Source organism: Actinoplanes sp. 13, assembly GCF_056134165.1.
Genome location: NZ_JBVYOQ010000020.1, coordinates 22,730 through 47,299, shown reverse-complemented (window position 1 = coordinate 47,299; position 24,570 = coordinate 22,730). Strand labels below are relative to the sequence as shown.

At 70.1% G+C, this 24,570-nt stretch carries 18 protein-coding genes; 15 read left to right on the top strand and 3 right to left on the bottom strand.

Annotated features, from left to right (window positions below; translation table 11 throughout):
* Nucleotides 1-26 precede the first annotated feature (26 nt).
* The 4 genes from AC0NH5_RS30345 to AC0NH5_RS30330 all read left to right on the top strand — a co-directional run bounded on the left by AC0NH5_RS30345 (nt 27) and on the right by AC0NH5_RS30330 (nt 6,112).
* Nucleotides 27-1,547 carry a protein kinase domain-containing protein gene (locus AC0NH5_RS30345; RefSeq protein WP_474410213.1) on the top strand — a complete coding sequence of 507 codons (1,521 nt, stop codon included), beginning with the start codon at nt 27-29 and terminating at the stop codon, nt 1,545-1,547.
* A 111-nt stretch (nt 1,548-1,658) separates the two neighbouring features.
* Complete coding sequence (locus AC0NH5_RS30340) at nt 1,659-4,685, top strand: AfsR/SARP family transcriptional regulator (protein WP_474410211.1); 3,027 nt, start codon at nt 1,659-1,661, stop codon at nt 4,683-4,685.
* Nucleotides 4,686-4,864: 179 nt separating this feature from the next.
* The gene (locus AC0NH5_RS30335) at nt 4,865-5,560 is read left to right on the top strand and encodes a transglutaminase-like domain-containing protein (protein ID WP_474410209.1); all 696 of its coding nucleotides are present in this window, start codon (nt 4,865-4,867) and stop codon (nt 5,558-5,560) included.
* A 132-nt stretch (nt 5,561-5,692) separates the two neighbouring features.
* Nucleotides 5,693-6,112, top strand: coding sequence for a protease complex subunit PrcB family protein (locus AC0NH5_RS30330; RefSeq protein ID WP_474410207.1), 420 nt, complete (start codon nt 5,693-5,695; stop codon nt 6,110-6,112).
* Nucleotides 6,113-6,126: 14 nt separating this feature from the next.
* Here the strand turns inward: AC0NH5_RS30330 and AC0NH5_RS30325 are convergent, their stop codons facing one another.
* Nucleotides 6,127-7,137 carry a LacI family DNA-binding transcriptional regulator gene (locus tag AC0NH5_RS30325; RefSeq protein ID WP_474410205.1) on the bottom strand — a complete coding sequence of 337 codons (1,011 nt, stop codon included), beginning with the start codon at nt 7,135-7,137 and terminating at the stop codon, nt 6,127-6,129.
* 151 nt (nt 7,138-7,288) lie between these two features.
* On the opposite strand from AC0NH5_RS30325, the gene AC0NH5_RS30320 reads away from it, so the two are divergent.
* From AC0NH5_RS30320 to AC0NH5_RS30295, 6 genes are all read left to right on the top strand, one after another.
* Nucleotides 7,289-8,578, top strand: a complete 1,290-nt coding sequence (locus AC0NH5_RS30320) for a sugar ABC transporter substrate-binding protein (protein ID WP_474410202.1) — start codon at nt 7,289-7,291, stop codon at nt 8,576-8,578.
* 32 nt (nt 8,579-8,610) lie between these two features.
* A complete protein-coding gene (locus AC0NH5_RS30315; RefSeq protein WP_474410328.1) occupies nt 8,611-10,098 on the top strand; it encodes an ABC transporter permease subunit in 1,488 nt (495 codons plus the stop codon).
* The gene (locus AC0NH5_RS30310) at nt 10,098-10,946 is read left to right on the top strand and encodes a sugar ABC transporter permease (protein ID WP_474410200.1); all 849 of its coding nucleotides are present in this window, start codon (nt 10,098-10,100) and stop codon (nt 10,944-10,946) included. Before AC0NH5_RS30315 ends, AC0NH5_RS30310 begins: the two co-directional genes overlap by 1 nt.
* Nucleotides 10,946-13,252, top strand: coding sequence for a glycoside hydrolase family 31 protein (locus AC0NH5_RS30305; RefSeq protein WP_474410198.1), 2,307 nt, complete (start codon nt 10,946-10,948; stop codon nt 13,250-13,252). Before AC0NH5_RS30310 ends, AC0NH5_RS30305 begins: the two co-directional genes overlap by 1 nt.
* Complete coding sequence (locus AC0NH5_RS30300; protein WP_474410196.1) at nt 13,252-16,017, top strand: alpha-amylase family glycosyl hydrolase; 2,766 nt, start codon at nt 13,252-13,254, stop codon at nt 16,015-16,017. The genes AC0NH5_RS30305 and AC0NH5_RS30300 overlap by 1 nt, the downstream gene beginning before the upstream one ends.
* Before the next feature lie 727 nt (nt 16,018-16,744).
* Nucleotides 16,745-17,170: a hypothetical protein gene (locus AC0NH5_RS30295; protein WP_474410194.1), complete on the top strand. Its 426-nt coding sequence runs from the start codon at nt 16,745-16,747 to the stop codon at nt 17,168-17,170.
* A gap of 510 nt (nt 17,171-17,680) precedes the next feature.
* On the opposite strand, the gene AC0NH5_RS30290 is transcribed toward AC0NH5_RS30295, so the two are convergent.
* A complete protein-coding gene (locus AC0NH5_RS30290) occupies nt 17,681-18,067 on the bottom strand; it encodes a hypothetical protein (protein ID WP_474410192.1) in 387 nt (128 codons plus the stop codon).
* Nucleotides 18,068-18,306: 239 nt separating this feature from the next.
* Here AC0NH5_RS30290 and AC0NH5_RS30285 point away from each other — a divergent pair, with 239 nt between their 5' ends.
* From AC0NH5_RS30285 to AC0NH5_RS30265, 5 genes are all read left to right on the top strand, one after another.
* Nucleotides 18,307-18,870, top strand: coding sequence for a hypothetical protein (locus AC0NH5_RS30285; protein WP_474410190.1), 564 nt, complete (start codon nt 18,307-18,309; stop codon nt 18,868-18,870).
* Nucleotides 18,871-18,909: 39 nt separating this feature from the next.
* The gene (locus AC0NH5_RS30280; protein ID WP_474410189.1) at nt 18,910-20,643 is read left to right on the top strand and encodes a CHAT domain-containing protein; all 1,734 of its coding nucleotides are present in this window, start codon (nt 18,910-18,912) and stop codon (nt 20,641-20,643) included.
* Between the two features lie 570 nt (nt 20,644-21,213).
* On the top strand, nt 21,214-21,651 hold the full coding sequence (locus tag AC0NH5_RS30275) for a MarR family winged helix-turn-helix transcriptional regulator (RefSeq protein ID WP_474410187.1): 438 nt from the start codon (nt 21,214-21,216) through the stop codon (nt 21,649-21,651).
* Between the two features lie 126 nt (nt 21,652-21,777).
* Nucleotides 21,778-22,155, top strand: a complete 378-nt coding sequence (locus AC0NH5_RS30270; RefSeq protein ID WP_474410186.1) for a Rid family detoxifying hydrolase — start codon at nt 21,778-21,780, stop codon at nt 22,153-22,155.
* A gap of 3 nt (nt 22,156-22,158) precedes the next feature.
* Nucleotides 22,159-23,061, top strand: coding sequence for a PhzF family phenazine biosynthesis protein (locus AC0NH5_RS30265; protein WP_474410185.1), 903 nt, complete (start codon nt 22,159-22,161; stop codon nt 23,059-23,061).
* A gap of 671 nt (nt 23,062-23,732) precedes the next feature.
* Here AC0NH5_RS30265 and AC0NH5_RS30260 read toward each other — a convergent pair.
* Nucleotides 23,733-24,494 (bottom strand): helix-turn-helix domain-containing protein, encoded by a 762-nt coding sequence (locus tag AC0NH5_RS30260; protein WP_474410183.1) that lies wholly within the window; start codon nt 24,492-24,494, stop codon nt 23,733-23,735.
* Nucleotides 24,495-24,570: the final 76 nt, after the last annotated feature.

The window sequence follows — 24,570 nt, the reverse complement described above, 5'->3', positions numbered from 1 at the left end:
CGCGCCGGGTTGTGTCAGGGTGACGCATGGAGCGCGTCCTGAGCGACCGGTACGAGCTGCGATCACTGCTGGGCCGCGGCGGCATGGCCGAGGTGTGGCAGGGCTACGACCGGCGGCTGGGGCGCAGCGTGGCGGTGAAGGTGCTGCACACCGACGCGGTGGCCGACCCGTCGCTGCCGGCCCGGTTCGACCGGGAGGCGCACACCGTCGCGGCGCTCTCGCACCCGAACATCGTGGCCGTCCACGACGTCGGCGCCGACGACGGCGTCTCCTACCTGGTGATGGAGCTGATCCAGGGCGGCAGCCTGGCGCAACGGCTGGCCGGCGGGCCGCTGCGGGTGGCCGAGGCGGTCCGGGTCGCGATCGGCGTGTGCGCGGCGCTGGAGTCGGCCGCCGCGGCCGGGGTGGTGCACCGCGACGTGAAGCCGGCCAACATCCTGTTCACCGCCACCGGCCAGGTGAAGGTCTGCGACTTCGGCATCGCCCGGGTCGTGGGGTCCGGGCAGGCCGAGCTGACCGGTTCCGCCCAGATCGTCGGGACCAGCTCCTACATGGCGCCGGAGCAGGTCACCGGGGACACCGTGGACGCGCGCACCGACCTGTACGGGCTGGGTTGCGTGCTCTACGCGATGCTGACCGGCCGGCCGCCGTTCACCGGTGACAGCCCGTTCCGGATCGCCTGGCTGCACGTCGAGAGCGTCGCCGCGCCGGTCTCCACGCTGCGGCCCGAGGTGCCGGCCGGCTTGGAGCGGCTGGTCGAGTCGCTGCTGGCGAAGTCCCCGGCGGATCGGCCCGCCGGGGCGGGCGAGGTGCGGGCCATCCTCGAACAGCTGGACCTGCAGCCGACGGCCATCGACACAGCACCGGTGGTCGGGGCACCGGTGGTCGGGGCACCGGTGGTCGGGGCACCGCCCGGTGAAGCACCGGCCGGCCCGGAGCCGGAACGGGCCGGCGGCGAACCGGTGCGGGCCGCAGCCACGGTCCCGACGCGTACGCTGCCCGCCCTCACCGACCCGCCGACGATGAGCCCGGGTGTCCTCGCGCTGATCGCCGCCGTGCTGGTCGCCGGGGTGGCCGCCATCCTGCTCGTGACCCGCTCCGATCAGTCCCGCCTGCAGGCCTCCCCCACCGTCAGCCCCACCACGGCGACGACCACCAGGGCACCGGCAGCCCCCGCCCCGAGGACGTCGTCCCCCACCGCCGCGGCCCCGCAGACGCAGAGCACGAGCGCCACCACGCCGCCGGCCACCACGCAGTCCGCTCCCACGCCGGCAGACGCCCGCCCGGTGGGTTCCGTGGCGGCGGTCCAGGCGGTGATCGACGAGCAGGTGGCGGCCGGGAACCTCGACGAGAAGGGTTCCCGCGACCTGCGCAAGGAACTCGACAAGGTCGCCGAGGAGGCCGCCGAGGGCGACCAGGAGAAGGTTGCGAAGGAGATGGCCGACCTGCTCGACGAGCTCGACGACCTGCGGCGCGAGGGCCGGCTGCGGGACCCCGGTTACGACGCCGTCCGGGCGAGCATCTCAGCGCTCTCCGCGGCAGGCTGATCCGTCAGGACGCGGCCTGATCGATCGTGGCCGCTTCCGGCCACGGTGATTGTGCCCGCCGCCAGGGACCCGACACACTGCGAGTCAGTCGACAGTGGACACGGGGGTCCGATGCTGTATCGCGTTCTCGGCCGCCTCGAGGTGCGCCGTCCCGGTGGTGAGCTCGTCCCGGTCGGCCGCCGCAAGCAACGGGCGCTGCTGGCGATGCTGCTGCTGCGGGCCGGCCGGGTGGTGCGGACCGCCGAGATGGAGGAGGCGCTGTGGGGTGACAGCCCGCCCTCCTCGGCCCGGGCCAACCTCCACTCCTACGTGTCGGCTCTGCGCCAGGTCCTCGACACCGCAGCCGCTGCGGGCGGGACTCGCCTGACGAACGTCCCCGGCGGCTACCGCCTCGACGTCGCGGCGGAGGAGTGCGACGCGATGCTCTTCGCCGCTCTGGCCGCCGACGGCCGGCGAGCCCTGCAGGAGGACCGGCCGGTGCGCGCGGCGGACCGGCTGGCACGCGCGCTCGCCCTGTGGCGCGGCCCGCCGCTGGAAGACCTGGCCGAGCTGGACTGGTTCGGGCCGGAGACGGCCCGGCTGGCCGAGTCCCGGCTGGCGGCCACCGAGGATCACGCGCAGGCGCGCCTGGCGCTGGGTGAGCACGCCGTGCTGGCGACTGAACTGCCGGCGATCCTGGCCGCGCACCCGCTGCGGGAGCGGCTGTGGGCGCCTTACCTGCGAGCCCTGCACGGCAGCGGGTCCCGGGCCAAGGCGCTGACCGAATACGCCTCGCTGGTCGCTCTGCTGCGCGCCGAACTGGGTGTCGCGCCCGGGCGTGAGCTGCAGGAGCTGCATCGGCGCATCCTCGACGACGAGCAGCCGGAGCAGGCCCCGGCGCCGTACCCGGCGGCGGCTCCGGCCCACCTTCCGCCCGCCGTCGCGGACTTCACCGGACGCGACGAGGAGCTGCGGGTGCTGCACAAGGTGCTGTCGCCGGGCACCGATCCGGCCGGCCTCACCGTCGCGGGCATCACCGGCATGGCCGGGGTCGGCAAGACCACGCTGGCCGTCCACGTCGCGCACACGATCGCCACGGACTATCCGGACGGGCAGATGTACGCCGATCTGGCCGGCACCGACATCTCCCCGCCGTCGCCCGCCGAGGTGCTGGGCCGCTTCCTGCGGGCCCTGGGCGTGCCGGGTCCCGCGGTGCCGCCGGACCCCGCCGAACGCGGTGAGCTGTACCGCAGCATGCTGGCCGGGCGCCGGGTGCTCGTCGTCCTCGACAACGCCGGCTCCGAGCAGCAGGTCCAGTCGCTGCTGCCGGGCTCCGCCGGGTGCGCCGTCCTGCTGACCAGCCGCCGCTGGCTGCCCGGCATCGCCGGCGCCCGTTGGACCCAGCTCGACGTGCTCCGCGGTGACGAAGGCGTGCGGCTGCTGGCCCGGATCCTGCCGGACGCCCGGGTCGACGGCGACCCGCACGCCGCCGCCGACGTGGTCCGGCTCTGCGACGGGCTGCCGCTGGCGGTGCGCATCGCCGGCGCACGGCTGACCTCACGGCCGCAGTGGACCCTGTCGCATCTGGTCACGCTGCTGCGCGACGAGCAGAGCCGGCTGGACCGCCTGTGCGTCGGGGATCTTCAGGTACGCGCGTCGATCGCCCTGAGCTATCACGGTCTCACCGCGTCGGCCCGCCGGCTGTTCCGGTGGCTCGGCGCGTTCGACGTGCCGGACTTCCCGGGCTGGCTGGCGGAGGTGCTGTCGCCGGACGGTGCCGACGACCTCGACACGCTCGTCGACACGCACCTGCTGACCCTGGTCGGCATCGACGTGGCCGGGCAGGCGCGGTACCGCTTCCACGACCTGGTGCGCCTGTTCGCGCGGGACCGGTCCCGCGCCGAGGACGCGCCGCAGGGGCTGCGTGACGCGGTCAGCCGTGGGATGGGCGGGTGGCTGGCGGTGGCGGAGCGGCTGTCGGTCCGGATGCCCGGGCCGTGCTTCGCGTCGATCCCTGGGAGCACGCCCCGGGCCGGCGTCGCTGAGGTGACGGCGGGTCTGGACGGCGCGGACCCGATCGTTTGGTTCGACGCGGAGCAGGCGGCGGTGCAGGCGCTGATCCGGCAGGCGTGCGGGACCGGCGACGACGAGACGGCGTACGACCTGGTCCAGCAGATGGAGAAGTACTTCGACGTGCGGGGCATGTACGCCGAGTGGGAGACCAGCAGCCGGTTGGCACTGGACGCGTGCCGGCGGGCCGGCAATCTGCGGGGCGAGGCGGTCGTACGCCGTGGGTTGGTTGATCTGACGACCTGGGTGACCGAGTCGCACGGTGCGGAGGCGATGGCCCGGTCGTCGGCGGAGGCGGAACAGGTCGAGGAGCTGTTCCGCCAGGCCGGCGAGTTCGGCGGGATGGCCGACACGGCGGTGATGCGGTCCTGGTCGCTGACGGCCACCGGGCGCCACGGCGAGGCGCTGGAGGTCGCCGGGGTGGCGCTCGGGTGGGCGGTGCAGGCGGGGCACGTGGGTGGGCAGGCGCGGGCGCATCTCGCGCTGGCGGTGGCGTGCGGGGAGTCGGGGCGGCTGATGGAGGCCGTCGGGCATCTGCACCAGGCGCTGGCGTGTGCCCGGGAGCTGGGCAACCCGCGGTGGGTGGCGACGGCCCTGCAGTTCCTCGGGATCGCGCACGGGCGGGCTGGGCAGTTCGAGGAAAGCGGCCGGTACCTCGAGGAGGCGCTGGCGATCTCACAGCGGCACTCAGACTCGTACACCCTGATCCTGACCTTGATCGTGAAAGCCCGGGTGGCACTCGGGCGAGGCGATGACGCGGCCCGGCCGACCGCCCTGACCGCGCTGGCGGCGGCGCGCGAACATCGGATGACGCACCATGTGGCGGAGTCGCTGGACGTGCTCGGGGAGATCGAACTGGTCGCGGGGCGGCCGGCTGAGGCGGCGGCATATCTGCGGGAGTCGGTCGGGCTGTGGCGGGCCCGGGGGTGGTTGCGGTTCCAGGCTCAGGCGCTGGTGCTACTGGGCAGGGCGCTGGAGGATCGGGAGGGTGAGGCGGCGCTCGTGGAGGCGGGCGAGTTGTTCATCCGCCTCGGCGACAGGGAGCGGGTAGCGGAGGCCGCACGGCTCCTCGCTGACCGGAAACGGTAGCCGCTGTCCGGCGGGCTTTCCTCGGCGGGGAGGCGCACGGAGCTGCGAAAATTGTAGCCTCGCAACCCATGGACGACATCGCACGCTTCTACCGGCAGCCGAGCTCGACCTCCGGTCTCGGGCGGCACCGGGACCGGGTGCCCGGCCTTCCGGCTGACCCGGAGGCTCTCGGTGCGATCGTGCGCGGGCTGCTGATTCACAACCACACGGCGACGGTCCAGGGACTGCGGTTCTCCGCCGGGCGCATGTCGCACATGGGAACCGTCGGCGCCGAAGCGATCCTGGACAACGTGATCGGTGTCGATGCGGCACCGCTGGATCGCGAGCGGCCGGTCGAGCGGAGGATGTACGGTTTCTGCTATCACTTCGCGCTGCTGCACTGCGCCCTGCTGCGTGCGACCGGCACACCGGCTCGCATCCGATGCGGCTTCGCCGGCTATTTCGCGGCGCAACGCTGGATCGACCATTGGGTGGTCGAATATTGGAATGGTGCCGGCTGGGTGCTGACGGACCCGCAAACCGGGCGCAGCAACCTGACTGGTGACGACTTCCAGGACGGTGTCACCGCGTGGAATCGCTGTCGCGGTGGTGCTGTGCAGCCGGCCGTTTACGGCAACGGAGAGCTGTGGGGCTGGGACGAGCTCCGGGGCAGTCTGATCAACGATGTCGCCGCGCTCACCAAGGTCGAGGTCGCCGGCTGGTATTGGTGCGACCGCCTCCAGGTGGAGCCCCTCGACCAGCCGCACGATGACCTCGACAAGTCACTCGACGTCCTCGCGCGACTCGCGGCCGCCGCGGACACGGTCGAAAAGCTCGAGAGCTGCTTCGGCCGGTATCCGGAGTTCCAGCCGCCGGCAGACGCCGTCGCGCGATAGGTCCACCCGGAGCCTGACCTGATCCGGGCCTGCCGCAACCAGCGTCGACCCCGGCCGGCAAGGGCCTGTTGCCCATGCCGGCGGCCGAACATCCGGGGTGGGCACCGTCGTGGGCGCCGGTACGGTGACCTGATGGTCGAGTCTGCTTGGCTTCCGTTCCGCAACATCAACGGCCTTTTGCGGCCGAACCTGGACCGCTCGGCAGGCCTCCATGTCGTACGCGATGCGGACGAGTGGACCCGGCATTGGGCGGCACCGTCCTCTCACCAACCATCCGAGCCGCCGGCGCCGGCAGTGGACTGGCAGACCGAGATGTGCGTCGTCGCCGCGCTGGGGACATGTCCCAACAGCGGATACAGCGTCCTGATCGATGCGGTCCAGGTCGTCGGCGATCGGATGACGGTCCTGGCGTGGGAGATCCGGCCCGGCCCGAACTGCGTGGCGTTGTGTGTCATCACCCATCCGCTTCATGCAGTGGCGGTGCCTGCCCACGCCGGCCCGGCCGAGTGGGTCAGGCGCATCGCCTACCAGGACTGTGAAGCGACCGATTAGATGAGCCCGCCGTATCAATGAGCCACGAACTGGCCGGTCGTGCCTCGCACGACCACCCGCGTCGGCAGCGTGACGTGCGGGTTGCCGACGTCTCCTTGCGCCAGGATGCGGTGCACCATCTCGCCGGCCACCTCGCCCTGTTGTCTCACCGGCTGGTGGACCGTCGTCAGGTCGAACATGTCGGCCAGGTGGTGATCGTCGATGCCGACGATCGACATGACGTGCGGGACGGACACCCCCGCCCGCCGCAGGGTGCGCAGCGCCCCGAACGCCACCTCGTCGGAGAACGCCACCACCGCGGTCGGTGGTGACGGCAGGCTCAGCAACGCGCTCATGCCGTCGACGCCGCCGTGGCTGCCCCAGGGGCGGTGCACGACGTAGGACGGGTGCACCTCCAGGCCGGCCTCCGCGATCGCCTCGGTGAAACCCTGCAGGCGGGCGCCCGGCGCGGCGTACTCGAGGCTCCAGTGGCCGGTTGAGTTGATCATCGCGATGCGTTGGTGACCGGCCCTGATCAGCTGAGCGGTGGCCTGGCGACCGGCCGCGGCGTCGTCGATGCGCACGTGCGGGTGGTCGCGCAGCGTCCCGCCGGCCATCACGACCGTGACGCCCATGAGGTCCAGGCGCCGGCGTTCGTCGTCGCTGATCGGCAGTGCGATCAGCACCAGCGCGTCCACCTGCCGGCGGGCGGGCAGCTCGTCGAAGAAGCGTCGCCGCTCCCGCTCCTCCTGGACCTCGTAGAGCAGCACGTCGAGGTCGGTGCCGCGAAGGCCGGTCACGATGCCGTCCAGCATCGAGGCGTAGAACCAGTGCGAGACGTCGGGGGTCACGACCGCGACCCGGCCGCTGGAGCCGCGGGCCAGCCGGGCCGCGTCGGGTGAGACCGCGTACGACAGATCCGCGGCGAGGCTCTTGATCCGTTGCCGTGTCTCGTCGGACACGCCGGGCCGGCCGCTCAACGCCCGGGACACCGTCGCGATGGAGACGCCGGCGCGTTCCGCGAGGTCAGCCATGTTCAACGTCACGGGCAACACGGTAAAGGACGTAAGCGCTTGCGTCACGTATCAAGCTCTTCAACAGGACTTTCACGGAATACATTGACATCTATCGTGGCGAGTTCCACTCTTCTTCGTAAGCGTTTACGTTCGTGACGACCCGCCACCGAGGAGAGTCCCGATGACACCGATACATAGACGAATCGCCGTGCTCGCCGCGGTCGCACTCCTGGCCACCGCGGCGTGCTCGGACGGCGAACCGGAGGCGACGGCGTCCGCCGGCACCGCGCCTCCGTCGGCACCTGCTTCCGGCGCGCCCGCCCGCCAGAACGCCGACCTGGTGATCTGGACCTCCGAAGTGGCGAGCCGTGCCGTCACGCCGATCGCCGAGGAGTTCGGTCGCCGCAACGGCATCACCGTGGCCGTCCAGGTGATCGCCGCCGACCTGGCGGCCAACGCGATCACCGCGAACACGGCCGGCAACGGGCCCGACGTGCTGACCCTGCCCAACGACTTCCTGGGCGGCGCGCTGCAGAACGGCGCGATCTCACCGCTCCCGCTGCGCGCCGAGGACCTCAGCGCGTACGAGAAATCCGCCGTCGACTCGGTGTCGCGCAACGGCCAGGTCTGGGCCCTGCCGTACGGCATGGAGAACCTGGTGCTCTATCGCAACACCAAGGCCGTCCCCAAGGCGCCGGCAACGGTCGAAGAACTGGTCTCGACCGGGCAGGCGGCGGTCAAGAAAGGCACGGTGGACCGCGCGCTCAGCCTGCCGGTCGGGCAGGAGGGCGACGCCTACCACATGCACCCGTTCTTCACGTCGGCCGGCGGCTCGCTGTTCGCCATGGGCGCCGACGGCCAGTACAAGCCGGAGAAGGTCGGCATCGGCAGCGCGGAGTCGATCGCGGCCGCCGAGAAGATTGGCGCGCTCGGCGAGAAGGGCTCCAAGGTGCTGACCCGCTCGGTCGACGGCACGAACGCGATCGCGCAGTTCACCGACGGCAAGGCCGCCTACCTGATCTCCGGCCCGTGGGCGCTCGCCGACATCCGCAAGTCCGGTCTGGCGTACGACATCACACCGGTCCCGCCGTTCGCCGGCGGCAAGCCGGCCGCGCCGTTCCTCGGCGTCCAGGCGTTCTGGCTCATGTCCAACGCGAAGAATCCCGCCTTCGCCGAGGAGTTCGTCACCAAGACCATGAACACGCCCGAGGCGATGACGGCCGTGTACGAGCAGGACCCGCGCCCACCGGTGCAGGTGGACGTGCTCAAGGCTGTCTCGGCCAAGGACGCGGACATGGGCAAGCTCGCGGCCGGCGCCAAGAACGCGACGCTGCTGCCGGACTTCCCGTTCATGTCCGGGGTGTGGCCGCCGCTGGGCCAGGCCTACGCCGCGGTCGTCGGTGGCGCCGACCCGGCCTCGACCATGCGGAAGACCGGCCGGACCATCCAGAGCGTGGTCAAGGCTCAGTGATCTCCCTCGGCCTCAAGATCCTCTGCTTGGGTATGGGGGTGGGCACCGCCGCGGCGCTCACCCCCGCCCTGGTGGCGGGCCGGCACTGGGCTTTCCTCACCGTCGCCTGGACGATCGTCGCGGTGCTGCTGGCCACCTACGCGACCCGCCGGGCGCTGGTGGCCAAATACCTGGTGCCCGGCTCGATCCTGCTCGTCCTGTTCACCGTCGTACCGGTACTCGCCACGATCCAGCTGTCCACGACCAACTACGGCGACGGCACGCGCACCACCAAGGAACAGACCGTCGCGCGCGTGCTGGCGTACTCGGTGGTCCAGGCGCCGGACTCGCCGGTCTTCAACCTGACCGTGGCCACCACGGGCGACCCGGTGGCCGGGCCGTTCACCTACCTGCTGGTGGACCGCGCGAGCGGTGACGCGTTCGCCGGCACCCAGGACGGCCTCGAAGAGCTCGACGAGGCGACCATCGCCGGCGGGTACGTCACCGCGGCGCCCGGCTACACCATCCTGACGCCGTCGCAGGTCAACGTCGCGGCGCAGCACCTGAAGGAGTTCAGCGTGCCGGCCGGCGACGGCGCGATCCGCCGGCGCGGCCTGCGCGAGGCTTTCCAGGGCCGCACCGTGCTGCGGTACGACAAGGGCAGCGACAGCATCACCAACACGGACACCGGCGCGGTCTACACTGTGCAGCGGCAGGGCGACCGCGAATACTTCGTCGACGGCGCCGGCACGCGGCTCTCGGACCAATCCTGGCGCGCGGACGTGGGCTGGGCGAACTACCGGCGGGCGTTCACCGACTCCCGGATCCTGGGTGGCTTCCTCAAGATCTTCGGGTGGACGGTGGTCTTCGCGGCCGGGTCGGTGGTGCTGACCTTCGTCGTGGGGACGGCCCTGGCCGTGACGCTGAACGACCGGCGCGTACGGGGTCAGCGGTGGTATCGGTCGGTGCTGCTCCTGCCGTACGCCATCCCGGGTTTCATCAGCATCTTGGTCTGGTCCGGCTTCTACAACCAGGAGTTCGGCCTGATCAACACGCTCACCGGGCTCGACGTGAACTGGCTCGGCGACCCGTTCTGGGCCAAGGTCGCGCTGCTGCTGCTCAACACGTGGCTCGGCTTCCCCTACATGTTCCTGGTGGCCACCGGCGCCCTGCAGGCCATCCCGGCCGACCTGAAAGAAGCCGCGACCATCGACGGCGCCGGCGGGCTCGCCGGGTTCCGCCGGATCACCTTCCCGCTGCTGCTGGTCGCGGTGGCGCCGATCCTCGTGGCGACGTTCGCGTTCAACTTCAACAACTACAACGTGATCGAGCTGCTCACGCACGGCGGGCCGTTCACGCCGGACAACCCGAACGCCGGCGCGACGGACATCCTGATCAGCTACACCGTACGACTGGCGTTCGGTGGCGGCGGCGCGCAGTTCGGTTTCGCGTCCGCGATCGCCACCCTGCTGTTCGTCATCACCGGCGTGATGGCGGCGGCGCAGTTCCGGACCATCCGCCGGCTCGAGGAGGTCTACTGATGTCTCGTTGGTGGCGGGAGGTCGGCTGGCGACACGCCGGCGGCATGGTGGCCGTCGCGTTCGCCGTCGTCCCGGTGCTCTATGTCGTCTCGGCGGCGTTCAACCCGCTGGGCACGGTCGTCTCCACCGATGTCGTGCCCACGCAGATCAGCTTCGTGCACTTCCGGGCGCTGTTCGAGGACCCGGCACGACCGTTCCCGAGGTGGGCGCTCAACACCGCGGTGGTGTGCGTGGCGGTGACCGGGGTGCAGGTCATCTGCAGCGCCCTCGCCGCGTACGCGTTCTCCCGGTTCCGCTTCCGCGGCCGCCGGGGCAGCCAGCTCGGCCTGCTGCTGATCCAGATGTTCCCGCAGTTCCTCGCGGCCATCGCCCTGTTCACCATGTTCACCGACATCGGTGAAGCGGTGCCGCGGCTGGGCCTGAACACGATCGCGGGCTACAGCCTCGTGCTGATGGGCAGCGCGCTGGCCCAGGTGTGGTTGATCAAGGGCTACTTCGACACCGTGCCCCGCCAACTCGACGAGGCGGCCATCGTGGACGGGGCCGGCCACGCCACCGTGTTCTTGCGCATCATCCTGCCGCTGGCCCGGCCGATCCTGGCGGTCACCGGGCTGCTCGCGTTCGTCGGCCTGATCGGCGAGTTCCTGCTCGCCTCGATCTTCCTGACCGACACGCAGGTCAAGACGCTCGCCGTCGGCCTGTACGGCATCATCGAGTCGGACCGGTCCAACAACCTCGGCGTCTTCGCGGCCGGCGCCGTGATGACCGCGCTGCCGGTGGTGCTGCTGTTCCAGTTCCTGCAGCGCTACATCGTCGGCGGTCTCACCTCCGGGGCGGTGAAGGACTGATGCGTCCCGTGGCCGACCCGGCCGCCGTGATCGCCGGCGACCGCTATCGCATCACCGTGCTCACCGACGGTCTCGTGCGCCTGGAGTACGCCGAGGACGGTGTCTTCGAGGACCGTGCGTCCACCTTCGCCGTCAACCGCAGGCTGCCCGTGCCCGCGTTCCGGGTCGTCGAGACCGGCGGGCATCTGGAGATCGTGACTGCCCGCTTCCGGCTCACCTATGACCGCGGCCCGTTCACCACCAGCGGGCTGAGCCTCGCGGTGCGCGGCGGCATCACCGCCTACCACTCCGTGTGGCGTTACGGCGAGGAGCCGGCGACGCTCGGCGGCACGGCCCGCACCCTGGACAACGCCGACGGTGCGGTCCCGCTGGAGCCGGGCGTCGTGTCCCGCAACGGCTTCGCGGTCCTCGACGACTCCGGCTCGTTCCTCTTCGACGACGAGGGCTGGGTCTCCGCCGACAACGTCGGGCGCACCGACCTGTACGTGTTCGCCTACGGCCACGACTACACCTCGGCGCTGAAGGCCTTCTACGCCGTGTCCGGTCCGGCGCCGGTGCTGCCGCGGTGGGCGCTCGGCAACTGGTGGAGCCGATTCCACCGGTACACCGCGGAGTCGTACCTCGACCTGATGGCCCGTTTCCGATCCGAAGGCGTTCCGTTCTCGGTCGCCGTGCTCGACATGGACTGGCACCTCACCGACGTCGAGGCGGAACACGGCAGCGGCTGGACCGGATACACCTGGAACCGGGAGCTGTTCGCCGACCCGAAGGAGTTCCTGGAACAGCTGCACGCGCAGGGCCTGCGCGTCACGCTCAACGTGCACCCGGCCGACGGGGTCCGCGCCCATGAGGAGGCCTATCCGGCGATGGCGGCCGCGCTGGGCCGCGACCCCGCGCTCGGCGAGCCGATCGCGTTCGACATCACCGACCGGAACTTCGTGGCCGCGTACCTCGAGATCCTGCATCGTGGTCTCGAGGCGGACGGCGTCGACTTCTGGTGGCTCGACTGGCAGTCCGGCCCGCACTCGCGGGTGCCCGGCATCGATCCGCTATGGATGCTCAACCACTTCCACTACCTCGACAACACGCGGGACGGCGGACCGGGCCTGACCTTCTCCCGCTATGCCGGGCCGGGCAGCCACCGCTATCCGGTGGGTTTCTCCGGTGACAGCGTCGTCTCCTGGGCGTCGCTGGCCTTCCAGCCGCGATTCACGGCGAGTGCGAGCAACATCGGGTACGGCTGGTGGAGTCACGATGTCGGCGGGCACTTCTTCGGCGTACGCGACGACGAGCTCGCCACCCGTTGGCTCCAGCTCGGTGTGTTCTCGCCGATCATGCGGCTGCACTCGGCGAGCAGCCCGTTCCTGCGCAAGGAGCCGTGGGCGTTCCCGGCGCAGGTCCGCGACGTGATGACGGCGTTCCTGCGTCTGCGGCACCGCCTCGTGCCGTACCTGGACACCATGAACCACGGTGACCTGCCGCTGGTGCTGCCGATGTACTACCGCTCCCCCGGCAGTGACGAGGCCTACGAGGTGCCGAACCAGTACCAGTTCGGCACCCAGCTGCTGGTCGCCGCGATCACCGAGCCGGCCGACCGCCGGACCGGCCTGGCCAGGGTGAAGGCGTGGCTGCCCGAGGGCACCTGGGTCGACGTGCTGACCGACATGGCGTACGAGGGCGGCCGCACCCTGTATCTGCACCGCGACCTCACGACCATCCCGGTCCTCGCGGCCGGCGGGGCGATCGTCGCGATGGACGGCCGGGCCGTCCCCGGCAACGACCCGGTTCCCCCCGAGCACCTCGAGCTGCTCGTGGTCGTCGGCACCGACGGCGAGTTCGAGCTCATCGAGGACACGACGCGGACGCCGATCCGCTGGCGGCAGGAGAGCGGCGAGCTGGTCGTCACCCCGGCGACCGAGCGCACGTGGACGCTCACCCTGCCCGCCTTCACCCCCGGTGCCGACCCCGTGGTGACCGTGAACGGCGTGCCCGCCGCCGCCGAGGTCCGCACCGAGCAGACCCGGACCTCCATCACCGTCGAGCACGTCCCGGCCCGGGCCGCGCTGCGGATCAGCGTCGGCCCGCGCCCGCGGCTGCGCTCCAACGACGTCGGCCGGCGGCTGTTCGCGCTGCTCGACCGGGCGCAGATGGAGATCCTGACGAAAACCCGCGTCCTGGACACCGTCACGTCCGGACGCTCGCTGGCGGTGCGCATGTCGGCGTTGCAGGCCCTCGACCTGGACGACGCCCTGGCGACTGCCGTCGGCGAAATTCTGCTGGCCCACCCGGAATCAGAGGAGGATTGATGCGCATCCGTCTCACTGTCGCCGCTCTCCTGTCCACGGTGCTCGCGGTCGGAGCGCTCAGCTCCCCGGCCGCCGCGGCACCGGGACGGGGCGGCGACGGCCTACCCGCGCGGCATTCGCTGCGAGCGCCGGTCACCGATGAGAACTTCTACTTCGTCATGGCGGACCGCTTCGACAACGGTGACACCGCCAACGACCGGGGCGGCCTGGGCGCCGACCCGCTCGTGTCCGGCTTCGACCCGACCAGAAGGGGCTTCTACAACGGCGGCGACCTCGCCGGCCTGAGCCGGCGACTCGACTACATCCAGGGTCTGGGCACCACCGCGCTCTGGTTGACGCCCAGCTTCAAGAACAAGGCGGTCCAGCCCGAGGACGGCCCGTCGGCCGGCTACCACGGGTACTGGATCACCGACTTCACCCGGATCGACCCGCACCTGGGCACCAACGCGGAGCTACGGGCGCTGGTCAACGCCGCGCACGCCCGGGGCATGAAGGTCTACTTCGACATCATCACCAACCACACGGCAGACGTCATCGGGTACGCCTCCGGGGCCCGCCAACCGTACGTGTCCAAGGACGTCGCACCCTACAGGACCGCGGCAGGCCGGCCGTTCGACGACCGCGACTACGCCGGCACGAACCGTTTCCCGCCGCTGTCGGCCACCGGCTCGTTCCCGTACACGCCGGTGCTGGACCCGGCCGAGACGACCCTGAAGGTCCCGGCCTGGCTGAACGACGTCACGCTCTACCACAACCGGGGCAACACGTCGTTCACCGGCGAGAACTCGCTGTACGGCGACTTCGCCGGCCTCGACGACCTGTTCACCGAGAACCCGCGGGTCGTACGCGGAATGATCGAGATTTATCAGAAGTGGATCGCCGACTTCGGCATCGACGGCTTCCGCATCGACACCATGAAGCACGTCGACGACGCGTTCTGGCAGCAGTTCGGGCCGCAGGTCCTGAGGTTCGCCAAGGCGCACGGCAAGACGGAGTTCTTCATGTTCGGCGAGGTCTACGACACGACCCGGCCGGTCACCTCCGCCTTCACCACCCGCGACGACATGCAGGCGGTGCTCGACTTCCCGTTCCAGGAGGCCGCGCGCAACTTCGCCTCCCGCGGGCAGCCCGCCGCACAGCTCGGGCGCTTCTTCGAAGGCGACGACTGGTACACCGACGCCGACTCGAACGTCTACCAGATGCCGACGTTCCTCGGTAACCACGACATGGGCCGCATCGGGTCGTTCGTGCGCACCGACAACCCGGACGCCGCCGAACCCGAGCTGGTGGCGCGCGACCGGCTCGCCCACGAGCTGATGTACCTCTCCCGCGGTAACCCGGTCATCTACTACGGTGACGAACAGGGCTTCACCGGCCCCGGCGGCGACCAGGACAGCCGCCAGACCCTGTTCGCCAGCCAGGTGCCGGAATATCTCGACGACGACCTGCTCGGCACCACCGCGACACACGCGCAGGACAACTTCGTCACCACCCACCCGCTGTACCAGGCGATCGGCGGCCTGGCCGCGCTCACCCGCCGGCACCCGGCGCTGCGCGACGGCGCCCACCAGCATCGCTACGGCGAGGCTCAGACCGGCGTCTACGCCTTCTCCCGCACCGACCGGCGGCAGCAACGCGAATACGTCGTGGCGCTGAACAACAGCGAGCAGCCGAGGACCGCGGCGATACCGACCTACGCGGCCCGGCAGAACTTCACCCTGGTGTACGGTGCCGGCGCCGCCCGGGCAACCACGGCCGGCGACCGCACGCTGACGGTGACCGTGCCGCCGCTGTCCACGGTGGTCTACGCGGCCACCGGGAAGATCTCCGCCCCGAAGGTCGCCCCGGCGATCAGCCTGAGCCGGCCGGCCCCGGCCGCGGAGACCAACTCGCGCATGCGGGTGTCCGCCGACGTCACCGGCGGATCTTTCGCCGAGGTCACCTTCTACGCCAGAACCCACCGTGGCTCGTGGGCGCCGATCGGCACCGACGACACCGCGCCCTACCAGGTGTTCCACGACACGACAGACCTTCGGGCCGGCGCTGAGGTCGACTACCGCGCCGTGGTGCTCGACAACGCCGGGCACACCGCTGCCAGCCGTACGCGCAAGGCCCGGGTGCCCGCACCGACATTGACCATCGAGGCCCCGGCCGAGGGCGCCAGGGTCCGCGACACGGTCAACCTGCGGGCGGTCGCCGACCCGGAACGCGCCAGCCACGTGGTCGGCTTCCAGCGCAGCGCCGCCGGCGGCCCGTGGACGACGGTCGGCACCGATGCGTCCTCCCCCGTCTACACCGCCACCGACAACCTGGCTCCGCTCAACCTGACGATCGGCGCCGAGGTGCGCTACCGAGCCGTCCTGACCGAACCGGACGGCACGCGGGTGACCAGCGCGGTGCGGACGGTCCGTTACACCGGACCGCCGCTGACCACCGCGACGCTGCGCTACCACCGCCCGGCCGGCGACTACGACACCTGGGGTCTGCATCTGTGGGGCGAGGCGGTCGACCCCGCGGTGCTCGCGCAGGTGACATGGGACAGGCCGTACCCACCGACCCGGATCGAGAACGGCTGGGCCGTCTTCGAGATCCCCCTCGCCGACGACACGATGCCGGTCAATTTCATCATCCACCAGCCCAGCGGCGACACGGTCCCGACCACCCGCGAGCCGGGCGGGGACCGCGCCTTCACACCGATCGACGATCCAGAGGTCTGGATCCAACAGGGCGACCCGACGATCCACACCAGTCCCCCACCCGGCTGATGGCTGTGAATCTCCGGCTCTGTTTCTGAGGGCCTTCGCTTCGCCGCCGGCACCGTTCAGAGCCCATGCACTGGGCGGGCCGGCGCGCGTTGAGATCGCGGGTGGTGCGGAACGCCCAGCTCGGGTCGCCGTCCTCGTCGAGGCACTTGACCAGCACGATCGCGGCCAGCGGGGTCCAGGCCTCAGGCAGGGGGTGCGCCTCCGGGCCGGGGAGCACCTCCGCCATCGGCTTACGGCCGTCCTGGTGGTCCAACGCTTGTTCCTTCCACCTCCGGTGAACTCTTCAGCACGGTGCGCCGACGCCGATAGTGATCAGGTACTCCGGCGGGAGGTGAGTATGGGGTTTGGGCCGAGCACCGCTGATCGCTGGAGGGCTCGTGATGACGCTGATGTGTGTGACCGCGGCAGCCTCGCCTCAGAGACCTCCCACGGCGCCGGCCACGCTGCTCCGCATGTGTGAGGAGCTCCGAGCCGAGGGTGCGCGGGCCATGAGCTGCGACGCCTTGGAGGGCGCTACGGCGGAGAGCTGCGCCGAATTGGTAGAGCAGCTACGCGAGTGGCGATGGGGCGGAGAGCCTCATGGCTTCCTTGTCGACTGTGAGGACGTCAGCTGACGCAAGCAGAGCGCCATAGCGCTTGCCCATCGCGGCAGGAGAGGGCGTTGCGCCGGCATGCGCGCGATCATGGCCTACCGTGATGCCGTGTTCGTAAGGTATCGAGTGCGACCATGACAGGCGAGCCGGTGTGGCCGCCCGCGAAACTGTCGGCGCTACGGCTCGGGCGCCGTTTAGCGATTGAGGTGCCCGCAACGGATCCGGGACGGCGTGCCTTCATCGACATAACACCGGGCGCCGTCGAAGGAGACGCACGGGCCCGCCGCGAGCGATGGACCAACAGAAGTCCTGCCCGGTCTTTCCGGATCGAGCACTGGGAGTATGAGGCCGACTTGCTTGACGGCTTCGACTACGACGTCGGGTCGACGCTGCTGCGCAGTGCCGACGCAACGAACGAGTCGGAGCTGTTGACCGTTTTGTATGAGTGGCAGCTCGACCCGCACCGGTTCGATTACGCCTGGGACACCGCCGACCCCCGGTCGCTTGGCCGACATCGTTGGATCATCATGCCCGGATCGCGGCAAGTCAGCGTAAGTTGACGCACGGACCCGAGGGCCCTTCTTGCATGATGATGAGCAGGTCGGCCACTGGCTGCAAAGTTCCGTGACCGATGCCATGCTCCGTGACGCGCCGCCAATAATCAGAGCACGATCGGCGGCAGAGCAGTGAACTGGGCGTGGCATCCAGCACAGGAAAGAAGCATGCACCCGCCCGGCGCGACGAATTCACGCGCCTACTCGGCATGCTCGCCGACCGCGAACACGCCTACGGGACGCTGTTCGACGAGGTTCGCGCCGCAGTCACCGCCCAGCCGCTGCCGCCGCTCGACGACATTGATCCACGGGTTCGCGCCGCAGCGGCATACGTCGTGGCCCGGACCGGCCGTCCGGTCACCCTGCCCCAGCCTCACCGGCGACGCCCGGCCCCTGCTCGCCGCACTGGTCGCATGCTTTGATGCGCCGACCTCACCCGCCGTACGCCACGAGCTGACCGCTTCGTCGAAAGCCCGTCAGGCAGCACGCCGCGAAACATGGGTAGACACCCTTGCGCTAGTGACAGCCGAAATCGGTTGGAATCTCTGCTGCCTTCGCCTTGAAAGCCCTGCGGACGGGGTCCGTTTCGTTGTCCACGAGGTCATAGAAGTCGCCGTCGGACGGCAAGGAGTCGGGGGATTCACCAATCAGGCTGCGGTCCAGGACGTCCTGCAGGAAGTCCGCGGCCTCGGCGAGCTCGAAATAGCGCAAAGCGTTGATTGCTCTGGTGACGCGAAACGGCTCATTGACCTCCAGCGCGAAGCCCAGGCCGCCACCCATTGCAGAGTTGTAGACGCGCAGCAACGACGCAAGGTGCTCGACGCCCGTTGGCGTGCCTTCAGGGACTTGTCCCTCAGCGCCGTAATCGCAGGCCTGGTTCCAGATGGCATCCAGGTCGTTCAAACCACTGTCCTCCACCATGAGCTGTCGACGATCTGGGCCGATGCGGGCTGGCGGGGAGACGCGACCGTCAACACGTCTCCATGATCGCTCATTGGTGCACCCTTGTCCCACTCGAGGTGATGGTGGTTCGAGTGCACCGGTGACCGTCGGGCCATAGCCCTGTTCGCTTCTGCGAGGCCCGGCAGCCCGGCACGCCCGATCGGATACAGGGCTGTCCGGTTCGTCCGTCAGAGACCGGCATGGACGATGGGGCTGTTGCCGTCGCGCTCTCGCAGCTCGCCGACCTGTTGCACCGGCTGCTCTCCCGCGACGACCGGCCGTGGACCGCGGAAACCCGGGCGGAGACCGAGCGCCTCCTCGGGGAGGTGCAATCGGCGCCGGAGGCGGCTGTTGTGGTGCGGGTCGCCCGGGTCATGCTGGAGCTGCAGCAGATTCAGGAAAGCGGCGATATTGCCGGGGTGGACCAGCTGCAGGCAGACATCGGCAACTGGCCGGCGCTGCCGGGCTTCGGCTTCTTCTCCGCGGCTTTGCGCGTCGTGGCCGCACTGCAGCGAGGAGACGACGCGGCGCTGCTGCGGGCCCTCCCCGACGTGGAGTCCGAGTCGCACGGGCTCGAAGGCAGCGTGCTGCAGTGGGCGGCGGGACAGTTCAGATTCGGTGCCGCCATCAAAACCTTCGAGCGCACCCGATCACCCGAGGCGCTGGACGCCTTGCGCGGCATGCTGGCCGAGCCTGGGCTCTCGGGCCAGGACAGAGCCGAACGGTTGGCTGCTGTCGGCGCCGCGGAGGCCCTCGGGGGCTAACGACAGATCGACTCGGCCGTCGAGCACCTTCGTGCGGCTGTGGCCGCCACTCCGCCCGGCGCGCCGCTCGCCAACACGCTGATGATGCTCGGTTCGGTGCATGGGATGCGGTATTCCCTGCACCATGACCTCGCCGACCTGGACGAGGCGGTCGAGGCGCTGGTGCGGGCCCGTTCTCTGGCCGGGTCGCCGGCGCATCCCAACTGGGCACCGATCGGGCCGCTGCTCACGCAGGCGTACCGACTGTCCGGTCGGCGTGCCGAGGCGTCTGCCGCAGCCGTGGACGGATTACGCGGACACGCGTGGAACGTGCTGCTCCAAGCTGATACGGCCGCCGCGACCAGTGCCTCGCGAGGGGCGGCCGACACAGCGATCGGGACGGCGCGGCAATTGCTGGCCATCGGTGACCCGGCGGGCGCCGCGAGAGCCCTGGACGCGGGCCGAGGGCTGATCCTGTTCGCCGCGACCGAACGGCGAGGCCTCGCCGACCGGCTCACCCAGAAGGGACACCCGGATCTGGCCGCGCGCTGGCGAGCTGCGAGCGCCGGATCAGCGACCGTGCCGCTCGAACTGCGCCGGGAGGTCCTCACTCGGATCGCGGGCATCGACCTGGAGTCGGCGGGTCCGGGAAACCTGCCCACCTTCAGCCGTAACGCCCGGCTGCTGGAGCCACCGGATCCGGATGAGACACGGCTGGCGCTGCGGGCGCTGCGGCTCGACGCGCTGGCCTATCTGCTGCCAGGAGCGGCGGTACTGGTGCCCGCCGACGCCGCACCCACCTGGCTTGCGCTGCCCGATCTCGGCGCGGAACCGGCCGGCTCACCGAGCCCGGCCCCGGCGGCCGGCCGTGATCTCGGCCCGCTCGACAACCCCGGCGACGTCGGCCTCTGGGCCTGGACGGCCGCGATCGGGCCGGTGTTGCGGCTGCTCGGGCCGGGTGCCGAAGGCCTGCTTCGGCTGGCGCTCGTGCCGATGGGTGAGCTGTCGGCCGTTGCGTGGCACGCGGCGCGGTACACGGTCGGCGGGCGGGTTCGCTACGCCGTCGAGCACGCCGTCTTCACCTACTGCGCCTCCGCACGCATGCTGTGCGACTCGGCCTGGCAGCCCCCGGTGCCGTGGACCCCGGAAGGGCTCTTCGTCGCCGACCCGGACACCCACGGCCACCACCGGAACCTGCCCGGCGCACGCACCGAGGCGTCGGCGATCCGGGACACCTATTATCCGTCCGCCCGCTACCTGGGACGGCTGGCCGACGGCTCGCCCGCGCCGGACGGGCCCGGCGAGCCGGAGGAAATCGTGGAATGGCTGGGCGACCGGTCCGGTGGCCCGGTGCTGCACCTGGCCTGCCACGGCACGGTCCGCCCGGCCGGCGACTCCTCGTACCTGCTCCTGCATGGCGGCCGCACACTGTCGGCCGAACGCATCGTCGAGGACCTGACGGCAAGCGGGCGAGACGTCGGACTGGCGGTTCTGGCCGCTTGCCAGAGCGGTGTCGCCTCACGCGGCGGCCCCGACGAGGCGTTCAGCCTCGCCACCAGCCTGCTGACCCACGGCGTCCGGTCCGTGGTGAGCACCCAGCGCAACGTCCCCGACGACGACACCACAGCCGTGATGTTCCTGTTCCACCACTTCCTGCATGAAGGCCTACCACCGCGGGACGCACTGCACGCGACCCAGCTGTGGCTGATCAACCCGGATCGCCCGGCGCCGGCCGGAATGCCGCCGCACCGGCCGTCGCAGACGTGGACGGCCTTCGTGCACAGCGGTCACTGAGCACTCCTGCCTGCGCGCCGCTCCGGCAAACAGGTCTCGGCCTACAGACAGGGAACGTACGGCGACAAAGCTGATCGATTATGTGCCCGGACTGCTGCAACGCGGACGCGTGGTCTCCTCCTGCACCGGTGCTCGCTGGCCCTTCAGCACGGTGCGCCGACGCCGATAGGACCCAGACACGTCGGCAGGAGGAAAGCATGGGGTTGGGCCGAGCACCGCTGATGCTTGGAGGACTCGTGATGACGCTGACGTGTGTGACCGCGGCAGCCCCGCCTCCAAGACCTTCTACGCTGTTCCGCCTTTGCGAGGAACTCCGAGCCGAGGGTGCGCAGGCCATGAGCTGCGACGCCCTGGAGGGCGCTACGGCAGACAGCTGCGCCGAACTGATCGAGCGGCTACGCGAGTGGCGACGGGGCGGAGAGCCCCACGGCTTCCTTGTCGCTGTGCGGACGTTGAATGAGCCATAGCGCGCGCCCATCGCGGCATGACAGCGCGCCGCGGCCGGCGTGAGGGACGTTCGATGGTTTTCGGGTGTTCCCTCCGAGCATTGCGTGTATATACACTCAATTGGTGGAGTCGGTCGAGTCTTCGTGTGTGTGCACGTCGCTGCGGATGGCGACCAGGTCGATCAACCGGTTGTACGACCGCGCCCTGTCAGAGGCCGGGGTGCGGGTGACCGGTTACAGCATCCTGTCCCGGTTGGCGCAAGAGGGTCCGATGTCGGTCAGCCGGCTGGCGGGACGGCTGGCGATGGACCGCACGACCTGCACGCGCGAAGTGGCGCCGCTCGTCGACGCCGGATTGGTCGACATGGCGCGCGGCTCCGATCAGCGTGTCCGCATACTGCGGCTGACCGAAGCCGGAGCGCGCAAGCGCGCGGAGGCGTTGCCGTTGTGGGAGGACGTGCAGCGAAGGCTCGCCGACGATTTCGGCGGCACCGACATCACTGGTCTGCTTGAGCGGCTGCGTCGGCTGCAGGCCGCCGGTGACCGCCTGTCCCCACCCTGATCCGCAGACCCTGTCAGGTCATCCGGCGGCACCGCATCCGGCGCCGTCGTGTACCACCGTGCGCCGGTCGAGTTCCTCGTCCGGGCCCCAGGACAGGGCCGTACCCATCGAAGGGAGAACACGATCATGGCTCGTATCGCGATCATCGCCGAGGAGCTGCCCGCGCCCGTGGGCCCGTTCTCGATGGCCGTTCACGGCGGCAGCCTGCTGTTCCTGAGCGGACAGGTCGCACAGGATCCGGCCACCGGAAGACTGATCGACGGTGACACCGGGCGGCAGACCGAACGGATCCTGAACAATCTCGCGGCAGTGTTGGCTGCCGCCGGCAAGAGTCTCGCGGACGTCGTGCGCGTCGGTGTCCATCTGACCGACATGGCCGACCTCATGGCGATGAACGAGGTGTACGGCAGGCATTTCACCGCCCCGTATCCGGCCCGTACCACCATCGGCGTCACGGCACTCCCGCTCGGGGCGACCATCGAAATCGATGTGGTGGTGGCCTGAGGCATGGCCTACACCTTCACCCTCGTCGACGTGTTCAGCGACCGGCCGTTCGGCGGCAACCAACTGGCGGTGTTCGCGGACGCCGACGGCATCGACGAGCAGACCATGCAGCAACTGGCCCGCGAGTTCAACTTCTCCGAGACCACCTTCGTCCTACCGCCTCGCGACCCCACTCACAGCTGCCGGGTCAGGATATTCACACCCACCCAGGAGCTGCCGTTCGCCGGCCATCCGACCATCGGCACGGCCGCCGTCCTGGCCGGATCCGGCCAGGACCGGCAGACATTCACCTTCGAGGAGGGCGTCGGTCCCGTCACCGTCAGCGTCGAAGGGCGAACAATCCGGCTGCATCTGCAGGCGCCGGTGTACGAAAGCGCCGACGAGACACCATCAGCCCCGGCGCTGGCCCAAGCCCTCGGCCTGCCCGAAGACGCAGTCGTGGACAGTTGGTACGCCGGCATCGGACTGCGGTTCTGTTTCATCCGCCTGGCCAGCGCGGAACTGGTCGACCAGGCCCGGCTCGACCGTACGGCCTGGATGGCTTCGATCGCTGACGGCTGGTCGCCGCACCTGTATGTCTTCGCCGGCGCCCTCGGCGACGACGCCCAGGTGTATTCGCGCTTCTTCGCACCGGCCGTGGGCGTCGAGGAGGATCCGGCCACCGGCTCGGCCGCCGCCTCCCTGGCCGCCAGCCTCGCGCAACGGTCACCCCGCCAGGACGGAACCCACCGCATGACCATCAGCCAGGGCGTGGCGATGGGTCGGCCGAGCACTGTGCACGCCACCGCCCACAAGGAGAACGGCGCGCTGACGGAGGTGATCGTCGCCGGACACGCTGTCGTGGTGGGCAGCGGCACCATGAACCTCCCGAAACGCGACCCCACGGGACATCTGTCGCCGAGATGAACCGTCGGGTGACGCCACCAACCGGCTGACAGCCCGCATCGGATCAACGCCCGACGGGTCACCGCACGCAGTCGCCGCCGCAACGGTGTTCGCCCGCGACCACGCCGGTCGATCGCCGACGCACTCATCTCGGCACGACAGGGCGCCAGGCCCTCACAGCCGACCACCGGTCGTGACGGCGGCCGACCCGAGCGCGGGCAGCGGCGCGGGCCGGCAGGTGGAAGCTTCAGCCCGTGGTCGGACGACGCCCCAAACGTCCCGCAGGCATGGTCGAACTGCTGTCCGGGATCTACGCGATCGGCGAGCAGGGCGAGATCTGGGTGAAGCAGCTCCTGACCGACGAAGTGCCACCGGAAAAGACCGTTGCCAAAGCAGAGAGCTTTCTGACAGGACCCGGATCGGTAGAGATCTTGAGCTGTTCTTCTACGACTGAAGCAACCGAAGGGAACAATTCAGACGCACTCACATCGACAGATCCGCGCCCGCACCCGAGTCACCGCTTCCGCACCTGGTCCTCGCTGGAGTACTGCTCCAGCAGCTCCCGCTTCAGCAACTCGATGCGGACGGTCAGAGCGCCGGTACGTGAGTATGGGGTTGGGCCGAGTACCGCTGATCGTTGGAGGGCTGTTCGCCCCGAGCACTGTGACGATGCCGGCCGTGCTTCGACAGCCTTACGTCGCGAAGTAGGCGGCGCTTTCCGCGTCCGCCGGGTAGTAGGACTCGATCGCCACCTCGTCGAGGGTGATGTCCATCGGCGTGCCGAACGTGGTGATGGTGGAGAACATGCGTAACTCCCGCCCGTCGATCCGGATGATCATCGGGATGACCACGTCGGCGGCGATCCGCCGGTCCGCCGCGTCGTCCGATCCGGGAGTCAGCAGCTCCTCGAAGATCGCCGTCAGCTCGGGGTCGGGCGCGGTGGCGAGCTGGCGGGCGACCCGGTTGCGAAACACCGCACGGACGTCGGCCAGGTTGACGACGATACGGGCGAACCCGCGCGGGTGCAGTCCCAGCCGCAGCAGGTTGACCGGTGGCCGCAGCAGGTCGGGGTCCACCTGCGCGAAGAACGGCTGGACAGCGCGATTGGCCAGCACGATGTTCCACCGGCGATCAAAAACCACCGCCGGGTACGGCTCGTGCGCACGCAACACCCTGCCAACCGCATCCCGGGCCGCCGACAGCGCGTCGTCATCCAGCGGGCGTTCCGCATAGCGGGGCGCGAACCCGGCGGCCAGCAAGAGCCGGTTGCGATCTCGCAGTGGCACGTGCAGTTGCTCGGCGAGTCGTTCGATCATGTCGGTGCTGGGTTTGGACCGGCCGGTCTCGACGAGGCTGACGTGCCGGGCCGAGACGTCCGCCGCGATCGCCAGGTCCAGCTGGCTGATCCCCCGGCGCTGCCGCCACTGCCGTAACAACTCCCCGACCGTGTACACGTGGCAGGAGCGTACTCATCATCAGGCTGGACGCGATGAAATCCCACTTCATCGACAAGCGCGGCGGCCCGCCGAA